The 16,228-nt window shown below is 61.2% G+C and carries 10 protein-coding genes; all 10 read right to left on the bottom strand.

Annotated elements, in window-relative coordinates; genetic code table 11:
- Positions 1–232 precede the first annotated feature (232 nt).
- Positions 233–1,990 (bottom strand): calcium-binding protein, encoded by a 1,758-nt coding sequence (locus AC07XZ_RS03900; protein WP_102686030.1) that lies wholly within the window; start codon positions 1,988–1,990, stop codon positions 233–235.
- A 217-nt stretch (positions 1,991–2,207) separates the two neighbouring features.
- The gene (locus tag AC07XZ_RS03895) at positions 2,208–5,801 is read right to left on the bottom strand and encodes a glycosyltransferase (protein ID WP_102686029.1); all 3,594 of its coding nucleotides are present in this window, start codon (positions 5,799–5,801) and stop codon (positions 2,208–2,210) included.
- Between the two features lie 117 nt (positions 5,802–5,918).
- A complete protein-coding gene (locus AC07XZ_RS03890) occupies positions 5,919–7,490 on the bottom strand; it encodes a flagellar hook-associated protein 3 (RefSeq protein ID WP_102686028.1) in 1,572 nt (523 codons plus the stop codon).
- Between the two features lie 13 nt (positions 7,491–7,503).
- A complete protein-coding gene (flgK, locus tag AC07XZ_RS03885; RefSeq protein WP_085747132.1) occupies positions 7,504–9,549 on the bottom strand; it encodes a flagellar hook-associated protein FlgK in 2,046 nt (681 codons plus the stop codon).
- Between the two features lie 21 nt (positions 9,550–9,570).
- On the bottom strand, positions 9,571–10,863 hold the full coding sequence (flgJ, locus tag AC07XZ_RS03880; RefSeq protein ID WP_102686027.1) for a flagellar assembly peptidoglycan hydrolase FlgJ: 1,293 nt from the start codon (positions 10,861–10,863) through the stop codon (positions 9,571–9,573).
- An 11-nt stretch (positions 10,864–10,874) separates the two neighbouring features.
- Positions 10,875–11,963, bottom strand: a complete 1,089-nt coding sequence (locus AC07XZ_RS03875) for a flagellar basal body P-ring protein FlgI (RefSeq protein ID WP_074692277.1) — start codon at positions 11,961–11,963, stop codon at positions 10,875–10,877.
- 27 nt (positions 11,964–11,990) lie between these two features.
- Positions 11,991–12,686, bottom strand: coding sequence for a flagellar basal body L-ring protein FlgH (flgH, locus tag AC07XZ_RS03870; protein WP_085605729.1), 696 nt, complete (start codon positions 12,684–12,686; stop codon positions 11,991–11,993).
- A 53-nt stretch (positions 12,687–12,739) separates the two neighbouring features.
- Positions 12,740–13,525: a flagellar basal-body rod protein FlgG gene (gene flgG / locus AC07XZ_RS03865; protein ID WP_007958342.1), complete on the bottom strand. Its 786-nt coding sequence runs from the start codon at positions 13,523–13,525 to the stop codon at positions 12,740–12,742.
- 45 nt (positions 13,526–13,570) lie between these two features.
- A complete protein-coding gene (locus tag AC07XZ_RS03860) occupies positions 13,571–14,311 on the bottom strand; it encodes a flagellar basal body rod protein FlgF (protein ID WP_007958343.1) in 741 nt (246 codons plus the stop codon).
- 204 nt (positions 14,312–14,515) lie between these two features.
- Positions 14,516–16,078, bottom strand: a complete 1,563-nt coding sequence (locus tag AC07XZ_RS03855; protein ID WP_011333015.1) for a sigma-54-dependent phenylalanine hydroxylase transcriptional regulator PhhR — start codon at positions 16,076–16,078, stop codon at positions 14,516–14,518.
- Positions 16,079–16,228 lie beyond the last annotated feature (150 nt).

The following is a 16,228-nucleotide window of genomic DNA, read 5'->3' as shown; positions in this document are numbered from 1 at the left end:
TCTACGTCACAGGGCTTGGCCTCGCTGTTGCAGGCCTTTGCGGCTGAACCTTTGCCAGTCCGGGCGCAGGTGAATGACCGCGAGCGCTCGTTTTATGGCGATTTGAGGGGGACTTGCAGGAAACGCGCCAGCTCCGCCAGCCCTGCGTCGGCGGGACATCCGGACATGAAAAAGGGATGAGTCCGTTGCCGGAATCATCCCTTCATCAAGCTACTTCAATCAATCGGGCGGATCAGCCAAACATCGCGAACCCATCGATCATGGCCGGCAGGTCATAGACCTGGCCGTCAGCGGTCTGCAGATGCTCGATGTTGTTGTACCCACCCACATACCAGTCCACCAGCTTCACGCCATTGGCCGGCACACCGCTGCTGCCGTCATTGGCACCGTGCAGGTAGGCATCGTCGCCGACACGCGTAACGCTCAACTGGCTGAGGTTGGCAATGGTGTTCATGATCAGGGTGTCGTTGTAGCTGCTGGCCATATCCTGAATGGATACCAGGCCGGGGGCATTCACCACATAGGTGTCATCGCCATCGCCACCAATCAGCGTATCGTTCTGCGGCGTCTCGCCATCCAGACCGGATGCCAGGCCACCATAAAGAATGTCCGCACCCCCGCCACCCTGAATGAAATCGTCGCCAGCTCCGCCTTCCAGAATGTTGTCGCCCCAATCACCTTGCAGCACGTCATTGAAATGGCTGCCACGCAGGTTTTCGATGTCGATGTACGTGTCGTAGAGGGCGATACCACTCTGCGGGCCCCAGCCGAGGGAGGCGCTCAAACCCTCATTGCTGTCTTCGTAGCTGACGGTGTCGACACCGGCTCCGCCTTCGAAGCGATCGGCACCCGCGCCGCCGTACAGGACGTCATTGCCGGCGCCCGACACGATGACGTTGTCCCCGTCATTACCGTAGCCCGTGAAGTCTGCGGTGCCGGTATACGTCATTTTTTCAATGAACGGATCCATGTGCATCGACGACAGGCTGGTGTACACGTGGTCGGTACCACCAAAGAGGTCCGTCTCGACGATGCTCACACCGGCGCTGTTGATGATGTACACATCGTCGCCTCTTCCGCCTTCCAGCGTCACGCCCGCGACGTTGGCGGTGAATCGGTCATCGAACGAAGTACCGATGACTTTCTCGACATTCAGCAACGTGACATCCGCACCTGCTTGCTGACCAATGCCGATACTGACGCCATCAAAGGAGTGACGGTAGCTCACGGTGTCGTAGCCATCGGCGCCATCCACGATCATGGCGTTATCGAGCAGATACACCACGTCATCGAAATTCGATCCCTGAATCGCCTCGATGCCGGTGAAGGTGTCGCCAGCGGCGATGGTCAATGCGTCGTAGTTCTCGAAGTCCTGGACTCTCACACCCTCGAGGCTGTCGGAATAGCTGACAGTATCGAAACCTTCGCCACCCACGAAGTGATCAGCGCCGGCGCCACCCCACAGCCAGTCATTACCCGCGCCACCGATGATCTCGTTGTCACTGGCATTGCCGTAACCCTTGAAATCGCCGGTACCGGTGAAGGTAAGCTTCTCGATGAACGGGTCCATCTTGGCGGTATTCAGGCTGGTGCGCAGTTCGTCGTAGCCACCGTTGTTTTCTTCAATCAGGGACACGCCTTCGGCAGTGACGTTGTACACGTCATCACCGCCACTGCCGTCCAGCGTCACGCCACCCACGGAAGAGGTAAAGGTGTCGTTGTAGAAACTGCCGACCACCTTCTCCACCGACACCAGCGTGTCGACCTTGCCATCGGCCCCGGTGACCGTAACGGCGCCAGCGCCAACCTCGACACCGACTCCCGAACTCATGCCGTAATAGGTCGCCGTATCAAACCCTTCACCGCCGTCCAGCACGTCCGATCCCCCGCTGGCCAACAGTTGATCATCCGACTCCATTCCATAGAGTTCGTCATTGTCCTGGGTGCCAATCAGGACATCTGCTTCAATCGATCCATTTACGATTGCCATTTGCTTCTTCCTTGCCTTGTTATGAATCTGTCCCTGCGTGCGTGGCGATCACACCCCGCCACAGCCCACTGATAAGTCGCGGAATACGTTGATATCGACAGGGAAAAACCAAAGCTTTAATTCGCGCGCAAATCCATCGGCATTTAATGTAAATACGCATTTCACGGCCGAAAAAAAAGCGACCTTCAGGTCGCCTTTTTTGGTTGTCGAGCGCGGTTCAGTCCGCCAGCCAGCCGTACTCCCAATACCGCAGGTTATCGCCGCGCAGCACGTAGTCACGCAGGACCACCTCGCGCAACTCGTCACCCATGCGGTAGCTGGCATCCGGGTCGGCCAGATGCATGCGGATCGCCTGCAACCACTCGTCCGTGCTGTTGGTCTTGATCCGGGTGCAAGGCAGATAACCGCGATACGCTTCGGTGTCCGTGCAGATCACCGGATAACCGCAGGCACCGTATTCCAACAGCCGCAGGTTGCTCTTGCAGTCGTTGAATACGTGGAATTCCAGCGGCGCCAGGGCCAGGTCAAGGTTCAGGCTGGCCAGTTTCGCCGGGTAGATCTCCAGATCGATCACGCCGTGAAATTCATGCATGTACGGAAGCAGATCGTCCGGGCACATGCCGAAGAAAACCCAGTCGACTTCGTCGGCCAGCTCGCGCACCACATCGGCGATGACGGCCAGGTCACCGTGGTGACTGGTACCGCCACCCCAACCGACCCGCGGTTTTTTCGAGGTACGGCGTTGACTGCGCAAGTGACTCCACAAGTCCTTGGACAGCATGTTCGGTACGACACGAATGTCGTGATGCATGTCCGACAGCACGTTAGCCAATGGCTGGGTCGACACGACCACTCGATCACACAGACCAATGGCGCGTCGCACCATACGCTCCATGTCCTGCTTGCTCGGCATGTTGCGGATATGCGCATTGCGATGGGGAACGTCGATGACATAGTCATCGAGCTCGAAGATGCGCCGCGCATTGAAATACTTTTTCAGCGGAGGGATTTCATCGATGGCGTGTTCCGAATAGCGCCCTTGCAACACGATCACATCGGGCGACTGACGCTCGATATCGATGATCGACGGCAAGCCGTAGCAAATGCGCCCCTCGACCCGGTTGGCCGCCTGCAGCTCGATCATCGGCTGACTCATGCGGTAGTGCCCGATGGCAGAGGCGTTGATCGGCACCACCAGCACATTCGGCAACTGCGCCCTGGAAAAGGCACTCCACCCAGTACGCAAGCCAGGTTCCAGACTGAAGTTGGTGGCACCCACACCCTGCAGCGTCAGGTTGGTGTTGTAGGCCGGGTCGCGTGCAATGGTCGGCAACCAGCGCTGGTAGAACGTGTCCCTTTCCTCGGCGAGCAGCGCTTCGTCTTCCGCCGTCGCCGCAACGCTTGGGCGCGCGCCCACCGCCAGCACGGCATGGGGGCTCATCACCACCAGGTAGCCTTCGCGGCCAACCCGCAAGCACAGATCCACGACATTCAGCGACTGCTTCAGGTCCTGCTCGTCGAGCCCACCCGCAGCGTCGAAAACCGACTTGCGAATCATCAGGCAATCGCCGCCGACAGCACTCAGGTTATGGACCGCCTGCAGGCGGAACATGTACCCGTCCGACTGCATGGGCTGGCCATAGAACGGCAGCCCGACCGGCCCGTTCAAACCGAGAATCAGGCCAGCATGCAGCACCCCGCCGTCGGGATTGAACAGCTTGGCACCGACCACCCCGACTTCCGGGCGCTGCGCATGGTTGAGCAGTTCATCGAGCCAGTCGGCCTGGGTAATCACCGCAAAGGCGTTGAGCAGCAACACATACTCGCCACGCGCCTGGCTGATCACAAAGTTGTGCACAGCGGCGGCATTGCCCTGTTGCGGATAGCTCAGCACGCGGATCCGGTCGCTGCCCAGTTGCGCCATGCCGTCCAGCCATACCCGCGCTTCAGCGCTTTCGCTGCCGTTGTCGACCAGCAGCAATTCGTACTCGGTATAAGCGGTCTTTTCCAGCAGCGTTTCCACACAGCGCTGCACGGCAGCAGTCTGGTCCTGAGTGACAATGACCACCGACACCAGCGGGCGTCGGGCGTGGTGATAATCCACGCGATTCAGCAGCTCGCTGCCACCACGACGGATTTCATGGACAATCCCCAGCCGTTGCAGATGCGCTTCGAGAATTCGTGGACTTTGCGCGACGACACCCGATTCGGTCAGCCATTGGGAAAGATCGAATTTGGACTCCAGCAGCACTTCAGCAATGTGTCCCACAACGTTCAGGCCGTCGCTCTCGACCATCCGCCACAGCACATCATGGGGGGCCAGCTCGGCAAACGCCGGTGCAAAGCCGCCGAGCGCCAGAAAGCGCTCGCGCTTGAACGCCAGGGCGCGCCCGACGTAGGGATAACTGCGCATGAGATCCAGATTGAAGTCCGGCTTGAACGCAGGCTCCGCCGATTCGCCGGTGCGCAGGCTACCCTCGTCGCTGTAAAGACAGGTCAGGGTCTGGCTGTGCGCGATCCGGTCGGCCATGACCAACAACGCCGGCGCAACGAGGCAATCACCTGGCTGCAACAGATAGAACCAGTCGGCGCCTTCGAGCTGCGGCAGCAGTGTGTTGATCTGTTCCAGTCCGTCATCCTGCAACGGCATGTGAAACACGCGCCCGTCGAGGGTCGCCTCGTGACACGAAACGGACAGCACCAGGATCAGTTCCGGCGGGTAATCCTGGGCAGCGAGCGCCTCCAGTGTGCGCTCCAGACCATCGCGACTGCCCTGCCGGTCAATGATGATCGGCACGATTCGCGGCTGCTGCGGCCAGCTGGCGAGCGTTTCCGGCAACCAGTGGCGCTGCTGCTCGGTGAGCACCCGGCATGCCAGCCACTGTGCGTAGAGTTCGCCGAAGCTGAAGCTGTTGACGCCTACGCCCCACTCCTGACGGCTCTGTTTGGAGCCAAGGGTTCGGCTCAGGGGCAGCTCTTGCCACACCCGTGGCGACTCTTCGACACGGGTCAACGGAACATAACGCACCCACCCCGGTGCAGGCGCCGACTCACCACTGCGCGCCTTGAGCATTTGCGAAATCCATTCGCGCTCGACTTCTGCCGCATCCTTCATCGGTTGTTGCGCACTCAAACGCTCCGGGTAGAGACGTTCGGCGCTGAGTACGTTATTGGAAACCGCCAGGTTGCCACGCCGCAGCAGACAGACATACAGGGCAAAATCCAGCGTCGCGACGAAGCAGGCACCCTCCTCGGTCAACGCCGGCAAAAGCTCGACAACGTCGGCGCGGCGCATCAGCGCACTGCTGAATCCACCGAGAACATTGACCGGGAATTTTTCAAAAATGCCCAGGACATCGTCGCCCTTGAGCAGTGCGCTGACTGGCGACAACGGGGTGTTTTCAATACGCGCCGGCAGAATGATGTCGTTGGCATCCCAGAGCAGCCGCTGAGCCACCACCAGGCTGACTTCGGCATGCCGCATTTCATGGACCTGCTGCTCGATGCAAGCCGAATAGAGCAAATCGTCATCGCACAGGAACTTGATGAATTCGCCCTGTGCCTGCTCAAGACAGACCTTGAGGTTGTCGACCAGCCCCAGCGTCCGTGGATTGCGCACGTAGCGTACGGCCACGCCTGTCTGCTCGCTCACTGACGCTGTGATGTCCTGGATCTCGTTGCCGCGATTGTCATCGCACACAATGATTTCGAGATTGCCGTAATTCTGGCTCACGGCACTGTTCAAGGCCCGTTCGAAAAAACGCGGATTGAAGGCAGGGATGACGAGGCTGACAAGGGGGAGTGAATTCACGGCGGACTCGCAAGCGGCGGGAACCCGCCCGGAACAGCGAGCCCTTTGAAACCGCAAAAAAAGACGATTGATACAGAGCGGTCAGAGCAAGCGGGCGCTTGCGCGCCCGCTCAGGCTTCAGATCTTGTTGAACAGGCCCAACTGAGAGATTTTGCTGAACGCCAGTTGCGAGGCCTGCAGCATGGTCTGCTGCAAGGTCAGGCGGGTCATCACTTCGGCCGGATCCGAATCACGGATCGTGCCCTGAGTGGTGGAGTTTGCAAGCTGCAGGCTCTCGTTAGTGGTGTTCTGGTCATCCAGCGACAACCCACGGGCACCGATGGACGTCACCGCGCTGCCGATCTGATTGGCGGCGCTGTCGATGTTGCCGAGGCCGGCTTCCATGGCACCCTGGAATTTCTGCTTGGCCACCGGATCACCGTCGATCGGGGTGTTCAGCGCCGTGACCATCTGGCCCAGGGTGTCGAGCACGTTCTGGGTCTGGTGATTGTTGGACTGGATCGAGAACTGGTCACCGGCCGCCGGCGTACCACCGAGGGCGAAGGTCACGCCCGCTGCCGTGGCGTTGCCGCCAGCCACGGTACCCGACGAGATCGGCTTGCTGTCGGCAGTGACAGGCGCCGCGTACAGGTCGAACGCGGTGGCGCTGGTGAACTTCAGGACTGCGCCGCCACCCGACGGGAAAGCCGCGTCGTAGGCTGCCTGGTTGGTCACGCTGGAACCGGTGATGACCGCGGTCGACGGGTTGCCCGGGCTGCGCGAAGCGGTGAACGAGTCCGGCGAAGCCGACAGCTGGAAGCTATGACCGGCAATGACCGCGTCCGGGTTGGTATCGCCAGCCTTGAGGTTGATGTTCAACTTCATGTCGACGCCACGGAAGCTGACCGTCTGGTTGGCGCCGTTGCTGTTGCTGATCAGACCGTTCTGGCTGGCCTCGGAAGTCACGTCGTTGCCCAGGGCATCGGTGATCTTGAGCTGAGTGCTGCTGATGAAGTCCACGGTGTAAGGCTGACCGGCCGTAAACTTGGCGTTGTAGGTGGCGGCGGTGCCGACCGTACCGTTGGTCAGCACCACGCGACCGTCATCGACGGCCGGAGCCGTCATTGTGGTGTGGGTGCGGCTGGTGTTGATGGTCTGCTGGAACGCGTCCCAACCGGTGGTGTTGGTGGCTACCGACAGGCCGTCGCCAATGCCCAGGTTGATCTGGGTCTGGTCACCGTTGTAGGTGTAAGTGCCATCGGCGTTCTGCGAGTACGGCGCGGTGTCGGTCTTCGAACCGGAGAACAGGTAATTGCCGTTGGCATCCTTGGAGTTCATCAGGCCCAGCACTTGTTGCTGGATCTGGCTCAGTTCGGCGGCGTAAGCCTGGCGGTCCTTATCGGTGGCGATGCCGTTGTTGGCGGCCAGACCGATTTCCTTCGCGCGCTGCAAAGCAGTGGTGATGGAGTTCAGTGTGGATTCCTGAACGGTCAGCGCGCTCTTGGTGGTGTCGATGTTGCCTTTGTACTGATCAAGCATCGCGGCCTGCTGACCGAGCTTGAGCAAGCGACCGGCGCCGATCGGATCGTCGGCGGCGGTGTTGATGCGCTGCAGGCTGCTGGCTTCGTTCGCGGTCGCGACAGCCTTGCTGTAGTTGCGCTGATATTGAGCAGCTTGCGTCGCGTAATACTGAGCGGTGGAAATGCGCATGAATTACGACTCCTTAAAGACTGTTGATCAGCGTGGCGAAGGTTTCCTGCGCAGCCTTGATGATCTGCGAAGACGCTGTGTAGTACTGCTGGTACTTGACCAGGTTGCCGGTCTCTTCGTCCAGGTTGACCTGAGACAGCGAATCACGCGCGCCCTGCGCCTGATCCAGAATGGCGGTGGTGGCCTCGATGTCGGACTTGCCTTGAGCGGCCTTGGTACCGACGTTGGTCACCAGCTTGTTGTAGGCGTCGGTCAGGCTGATGCCCTTGCTGCCCGAGCCGGTGTCCACGGTCTGCTTGGTCTGCAGACCAACCAGTGCCTGGGCGTTGCGGTTGTCCGAAGACGCCGCGCCGGTCAGGCTCATGGTGAAGGTTTCGCCGGCTTTCGGCGTCGCGCCCACGGTGGTCTGCACGGTGAAGGTTTTCTGCACGTTCGGCGTGACGCTGGTATCCATCACCGGTGCGCCGGTGGAGTCGACCATGCCGATCTTCAGGTTCAGGGTGTTGGCCTGCCCCGGCACGATGGTCCCGGTGCCGATGGTGTTGCCCTTGGCGTCGACCATGTTGTACGACTGGCTGCCACTGGCGACCGCACCGAACACCAGTTTGACCGGAGTCGAATACTTGAGCGCGTTCTGCAACTCGGCCTGGGAGGTCGGGTTGTAGATATCGATGGTGTCGGTCAGCGTCGGCTGGGTGTAGGTGCCGGAATTATTGGTGCTGGCCACGCCGGTCAACGGTGCCGCCGCCGCGATTTTCTTCGGGTCGGTGAGCACGGTCTGGATGCTCGAGGCCGCGCCACGGGTCGGAGTCACCTTGAAGGTGTCACCGGCGCTCAGGGCACCGCCATTGAGGGCCAGGGTGAAACCGTCGATCACCGGAGGCGGCGTGGTCGTGGTGCTGAACGAACCCATGTCGGTGCCGTCCGAGCGCTTGACCGTGTAGTTGGTCGCGCTGGTGAAGGTGACCTGGTAATCGTTGGTGGTCAGCTTGCCGGTGTCCTTGATGGTCACGTCAAGGTTGCCCGAACCCGCGCTGTTGCCCGCCTGGGCAATGCTGCGCTGACTGATCAGCGCGGCACTGTTGATGTTGTTGAAAATCGCTGCGCCGAAGTCACCGTTCTTGTCGATGCCCTGGGCTTGCTGGCGGTTGACCTGATCGGCGATCACCAGCGCCACACGACCCAGCTCGTTGAGCGACGGGTCGAGCACTTCCTTGCGATAGCTCAGCAGACCGCCGATTTCGCCGCCACTGATCACCGAAGTGATGTCGATGGTGCTCGAACCGCGATCCATCTGGATGCCCATGCGCGACGGGTCATCCTTGCTCGGCACGGTGCTCAGGGTATTGGTGGTGTTACCGACAACCAGCGGCTGCCCGCTGCCGACGTAGACGTCGAAGCTGGTGCCGCGCTCGACGACCTGCGCGCCGACCAGCTGAGAGAGCTGGCGTACGGCTTCGTTACGGGTGTCGAGCAGATCGTTCGGCTGGCCGCCGCTGGTGGAAATCTCGCCGATTTTCTGGTTGAGATTGGCAATCGAGGTGGCCAGTTTGTTGACCTGGGCCGCCATGTCGCCAAGGTTGCCGTTGAGCGTGGTGTTCTGGTCGTTGAGCTGCTTGGCCAGTGCGTTGAAGCGGCTGGTCAGGGCTTGCGCGCCGGTCAGCACCGATTGACGGGATGTGTCGTCGGTGGCCGAGGTCGATACGCCTTGCATCGAGGTGAAGAACTTCTGCAACACGCCGGTCAGGCCGGTGTTGGTGTCGGACAGCGAGCCGTCCAGCGCTGTCGCCTGCGCGCCATAGGCGGCCGCTTCGCTGCTCAGCGAGGTGGCGGTGTGCAGCTGCGATTCGAGGTAGGAGTTGTACACCCGACGCACGTCGGCGAGGGTCGTACCGGTACCGATGAACACGTTACCGTACTGAATCGAGGACTTGGTGCCCTGCACAGTTTGCTGGCGTGAATAACCGGCGGTGTCGACGTTGGCAATGTTGTTACCTGTCACAGCCAGAGAGGAAGAACTCGCGTTCAACCCCGACATCCCGATATTGAGCAAACTCATGATTCAAACCTTACCTTGTGTTTATAAGGGCGTTGTTGGAACGCCGGCCGCAGCGTAGTTCTGATTGACCGTCATCTGCCTGGCAATCTGCGAAATCTTCGTCGCGTAGTTCGGGTCGGTCGCGTAACCGGCCTTCTGCAATTCGCGTACAAACTGTTCTGGGTTATCGGCCGACTTCAGCACATCTTGATAGCGATTATTGCTCTGCAGCAAAGTCACCAGATCGTGGAAGCTGTCCTTGTACGAGGCATAGGAACGGAACTCGGCCGTCTCCTTGACCATCTGCCCGTTGCGGAACTCGCTGGTGATCGCCCGGGCCGAATCGCCCTTCCAGTTGCTGCTCGCCTTGATACCGAACAGGTTGTGACTGCTGCTGCCGTCCTGGGCGCGCATGACCGATTTGCCCCAGCCGGTTTCCAGTGCAGCCTGAGCCACCAGATAACGCGGATCGACGCCAATGCGGGCGGCGGCTTCCTCGGCCATCGGCAGCATGGTGTTGACGAACTGGTCGGCATTGCTGAACGCGCGCTTGGCGGGTGCCAGCGGGATCTGCGCCATGGCTCGGCCGTAAATCTGCATCTGCCCGCCGGAAGCCTTGTCTGCCTCGGCACGGTCCAGCCAGTCGCCGTTGTACAGCGGGCCGGAACCGGTGACAGCGGCGGTCGTGGCGCGTTGCGGCAGTTGAGTGGCCGCTGCCGGCGTGGCCGACGGCACCAGACCTGCGAGCAAGCGATCCGCCAGTTTCGGCGGCAACGCCAGACGACGCTGGTTGATCATTTCCATGTCATTGCGATGGGTCAGTTCGGTGTTCGGCGCATGCACCGAACGCGACGCCCACAGTGGACGCTCGCCGTTGAGTCGCGACAACGGGCCATTGGTGGCCACGGTGCCGGCGGCAATCGGCGTGGCTACGGCAGCGGCCTTGGCTTTGGCTTCTTCCTGCTTGGCGGCGGATGCGGCCGCAGCCTCGCCCGGCGCCATCGGTTTGTTCTTCGACATCTGCTTGATCAGCACGTCGGCCAGACCGATACCACCGCCCTCGCGGGACATGGAAACCGCCAGTTGCTGGTCGTACATTTCCTGATACTGCTTGGCGGCCGGCGTGTTGAGCGGGTTGTCCTGGCCCAGCGCTTCGGTGGCCGAACGCATCGACTTGAGCATTTCACCGAGGAACAGCGATTCGAATTCCTGCGCAACCTTGCGCATGTTGCCGTCGCTGTTCTTGTCGCCGACCTTCAGCTGGTTCAGACGATTGAGGTCGGAGTACGAACCCGAATCGCTGCTGCTGACCAGACCGCTTTTGCGCATATCCATGGTCGCCGTCCTCAGATCACGATCAGGTCGGCTTGCAACGCGCCGGCCTGCTTCAGTGCTTCGAGGATGGCCATCAGGTCACCCGGCGCTGCGCCGACCTGGTTCACCGCCCGGACGATCTCGTCGAGGGTGGTGCCCGGGCCGAACTTGAACATCGGCTTGGCTTCCTGCTCGGCATTCACCCGCGAGCGCGGTACCACGGCGGTCTGGCCGTTGGACAGCGGGCCTGGCTGGCTGACGATCGGGTCTTCGGTGATGGTCACGGTCAGGCTGCCGTGGGTCACGGCGGCCGGCGATACCTTCACGTTCTGGCCGATGACGATGGTGCCGGTACGCGAGTTGATGATGACTTTCGCCACGGCCTGACCCGGGTCGACTTCGAGGTTTTCCAGGATCGACAGGTAGTCGACACGCTGGCTCGGATCGAGCGGCGCGGTCACACGGATCGAACCGCCGTCGATGGCCTGGGCAACGCCAGGGCCGAGCATGTCGTTGATCTTGTCGACGATGCGCTTGGCGGTGGTGAAGTCGGAACGGTTGAGGTTCAGCGTCAGGCTGTTGCCCTGGTTGAAACCGCTCGGCACCGAACGCTCGACCGACGCACCGCCAGGGATGCGACCGGCCGACGGAACGTTGACGGTGATCTTCGAACCGTCACGACCTTCGGCGTCGAAACCGCCAACCACCAGGTTGCCCTGGGCTATGGCGTAAACGTTGCCGTCGATACCCTTGAGCGGGGTCAGCAACAGGGTGCCGCCGCGCAGGCTCTTGGAGTTACCGATGGACGACACGGTGATATCGACCTGCTGACCCGGCTTGGCGAACGCCGGCAGATCGGCACTCACCGATACCGCCGCAACGTTTTTCAGCTGCACGTTGCCAGATCCCGGCGGCACCTTGATGCCGAACTGCGAGAGCATGTTGTTGAAGGTCTGCAGGGTGAACGGGGTCTGCGTGGTCTGGTCGCCGGTGCCGTTAAGACCGACCACCAGGCCATAGCCGATCAACTGGTTGGAACGCACGCCGGAAATGCTGGCGATGTCCTTCAACCGTTCGGCTTGTGCATTGAAGGCCGCCGACAACAGGAACGCGGCCATCATGAGACTTCTGAAATTCAACGTAGCCACCTAGAAAGGGAACAGCGGGCTGAGGAAGAAACGGTCGAACCAGCCTGGCTGACTCGCATCGGCGAACGAGCCGGTGCCCGAGTAGGTGATGCGCGCATCGGCGACCCGGGTCGAGGACACGGTGTTGTCGGTGGCGATGTCATCGGCCCGCACGAGACCGGCGATCCGCACCAGCTCGTCGCCGGTGTTGAGGGTCATCCACTTCTCGCCACGCACGGCGATGATGCCGTTGGGCAGCACGTCGGCGACGGTCACGGTGATCGAACCGGTCAGGGTGTTGCCCTGGGCGGCCTTGCTGTCACCCTTGGTCGCGCGGTCGCCTTCGTAGCTGGCGCTCAGGCTCAGGTCATTGCTGCCGATCGGGTTGTTGGTGGTCGCACTGCTGCCGAACAGCGACGTCAGACCGATGCCGGTCTTGCTGTTCTTGGCCACCTGCGAGTTGGCGTTCTTGCTGGCCTGGGTCCTCTCGTTCAGGGTGATGGTGATGATGTCGCCGACCCGGAACGCCTTGCGGTCGCTGTACAGGTTCTGTTCGAAACCGGCCTGATAGATCGAGCCGTTGTTGGCGGCCGACGGCAACGGTGTGCGCGGCAACACCGGGGCGTAGTAAGGATCATTGGGCTTGGGCGTCGGAGCGACGCAGCCCGCGAGCGAGACGACCCCACTCAATGCCACAACAGATACAAAGCGCTTCATGACCCTTACCTCACGGTGTTGCAGGCGACCTCATGGCCGCCTCATAGACTTGATTACAGATTCTGCGTTACGAACGAGAGCATCTGGTCGGCGGTGGAGATCACCTTGGAGTTCATCTCGTACGCGCGCTGGGTGGTGATCATGTTGACCATCTCTTCCACGGTGCTGACGTTGGAGGTTTCCAGGGTGTTCTGCAGGGTGGTGCCGAAACCGTTCAGGCCCGGAGTACCGACTTGCGGTGCACCGGAAGCGGCGGTTTCCAGGAACAGGTTGTTGCCCACCGCTTGCAGACCGGCCGGGTTGATGAAGTCGGCGGTTTGCAGGTTGCCGATCACTTGCGACGCGGCGTTGCCGGCAACGGTGATCGACACGGTGCCGTCACGACCTACGGTGAAGGTCTGGGCGTTGTTCGGAATGACAATCGCCGGCTCCAGGGCGAAACCGCTGGCGTTGACGATCTGGCCGTTGGAGTCGAGGTGGAAAGTACCGTCACGGGTGTAGGACGTGGTGCCGTCCGGCTGCAGGATCTGGAAGAAACCGCGACCGTCGATGGCCATGTCCAGCGGCTGCTCGGTGGTTTGCAGGCTGCCGGCGGTGAAGTTTTTCTGGGTGCCGACAATGCGCACACCGGTACCCACTTGCAGACCTGACGGCAGTTCGCTGTCCTGGGTCGACTGGGCGCCTGGCTGACGCTTGATCTGGTACAGCAGGTCCTGGAACTCGGCGCGGTCACGTTTGAAACCCGTGGTCGACACGTTCGCCAGGTTGTTGGAAATGGTGGTCAGGTTGGTGTCCTGGGCGGACAGACCGGTTTTGGCAACCCATAGAGCCGGAAGCATTCGATTCTCCTCGTGCGCCTGTTTTACGGCGCGACGTTCTGATAATTAGCTGATCTGCAAGACCCGAGCCATGGCCTGGTCGTCGTCTTTGGCGGTATTCATCATCTTGACGTGCAGTTCGAACTGCTTGGCCAGGGCCAGCACCGACGTCATCTCTTCCACGGCATTGACGTTGCTCGACTCCAGGAAACCCGACACCAGTTTGACGTTGGCATCGGCCGGCGCAGGCTGGCCGTCCTTGGTGTAAATCGAACCGTCCAGGCCCTTGTTCATGTTCTTGATGTCCGGGTTGACCAGCTTGATGCGGTCGACTTCGGCCATGACGCGCGGACCCTCGCCCATCGCACGGATGCTGATGGTGCCGTCTTCACCGACTTCCACCTGCTGCTCCGGCGGCACGGCGATCGGTCCACCATTGCCCATGACCGGCATGCCGTTGCCGGCACGCAACACGCCGAGGGCATCGATATTGAGGCTGCCGGTGCGCACGTAGCTTTCACCGCCATTAGGGTTCTGCACGGCGATCCAGCCGTTGCCCGACACGGCGACGTCGAGGTCACGGCCGGTCTGCACCAGCGAGCCCGGCGTGAAGTCGGTGGCGGGCCGTTCGCTCATGGCAAACGCACGCGCCGGAAAGCTGTCACCGAACACCGGCATCGAACGCGCCTGCTCCAGGTCGCGCTGAAAACCATTGGTGGAGATGTTCGCCAGGTTGTTGGCATGAGCCTTTTGCGCCAGTGCGTTCTGGCTGGCGCCGGTCATTGCCACATAAAGGTACTTGTCCACACTCTTTCCTCTGCATGCCGGACGTTTGCCGCCCACCGCTGTACTGCTGAGCCATAAGCAATTTGCAGACCAACTTTTTTCTGGCGGCTGAGGGCCCGGTAAACAAAGGACTTGAGGGATTTTGCGAGGATGAGGGAAATGTATCGAAGTCGAAAAACCGGCGGTGTCATGCCGCTTGGCGGCAAACACCCGATCCAGCCGTGATCACTCGGACGCGTCCTTGCCGACTTCATACTCACGCAGCTTGTTGGCAATCGTGGTGTGCGAAACCCCGAGCCGCTTGCCCAGTTGCCGGCTGCTCGGATGCTCTGAATACAGTCGCTCCAGTACCGCCTTCTCGAAGCGCCCGACAATCTCGTCCAGCCCGCCTTCGAGGGAGAAATCGCCAAGCGGCTGACGCACGCCGTAATCCGGCAGGCGAATGTGCTCGGCCTTGACCGTCCCGCCATCGCACAGCGAAACCGCCTGGAACAGCACGTTCTCCAGCTGCCGTACATTGCCAGGCCAATGGTAGTGACTGAGCCGGTCCATCGCCGCCGGCGCCAGTTTCGGCAGCGGGCAGCCGATCTGTCGGCTGGCCTGATCGAGGAAGTGCTCCACCAGCGGCGTCAAACCGTCGAGGCATTCGCGCAGTGGCGGGATGTGCAGCGAAAGCACGTTCAAGCGGTGATACAGGTCCTGGCGAAACTCACCTCGTGCGCACAATTCCGACAGGTCGACCTGGGTTGCGCAGATCACCCGCACATCCAGGTAAACCTCTTCATCGCTGCCCACCCGCCGGAAGCAGCCGTCCTGCAGGAAGCGCAGCAATTTCACCTGCAAGCGCGGGCTCATTTCGCCGACGCCATCGAGGAACAGCGTGCCGCCCGCCGTCAACTCCAGCAGCCCGAGCTTGCCTTCGGCGCGCGCGCCTTCAAAGGCACCGGGGCCGTAGCCGAACAGTTCGGTCTCGGCCATCGACTCCGGCAGCCCCGCGCAGTTGAGCGCCATCAACGGCGACTGTCCGCGCGGACTCGCCAAATGGCAGGCCCGTGCCAGCAATTCTTTGCCGGTGCCGGTTTCGCCTTCAATCAATAGCGGTGCATCCAGCGGTGCCATGCGCCGTGCTTCACGCACCACCGCCGCCATCACTTTCGAGCTCTGGAAGATGCTGTCGAAGCCACGCAACTCTTGTTTGCGCACGTTATAGATGCGCTCGCCGACGCGGTCCGCGCGGTGCAAGGTCAGCACGGCACCGGCCATGGCCTCGCTGTCGTCGTGTTCCGATTGCAGCGGCGCGATGTCGGCCAGAAAGATGTCGCCCTTGACCTTGACCCGCATGCCGTTGATTCGCGATTTGTTGGCGCGCACCAGTTCCGGCAGGTCGAAATCCTCGGCGTAACGCGACAATGGAATACCCGGTACCTCGTCCACCCGCACCCCGAGCAACTGCGCCGCCGCACGGTTGGCCGCCACGATGGAGCCGCCCATGTCGATCGACAGCACCGGAAACTCCAGCGCACCGAGCAGCGCATTCAACTCCATGTGCCGCCGCTCGCTAGGCATCAGCCCTACCCGCTTGACGCCGAACACCCCGGCAATCGCCTCGAACTTCGGTCGCAACGCCTGGAACTGAATGTTGATCAGGTTCGGGCAATGCAGATAGATCGCGTTGCCATGCTCACCGCCCACCTCGCCACGGGCGACGTTGATCCCGTACTCCACCAGCAGATTGAGAATGTCGCGCAGGATGCCGATGCGGTTCTGGCAGTGGACTTTGATACGCATATAAAGGCCCGAAACAGGTGAAGAGGCGGTCTGGCGCCGGAATTTTCTGCGCAGCGCGCAAGATAGTCGTCAAGATTATGTGACAGCCATCGGCCTTTTCAAACCCGACAGTCACCGCAAACACGACTTATCGCACGAAGCGTAACGAAA

The sequence above is a fragment of the Pseudomonas sp. GW458-11-26-14-LB4 genome (assembly GCF_059423925.1).
This window is presented reverse-complemented; position numbering and strand designations above follow the sequence as displayed.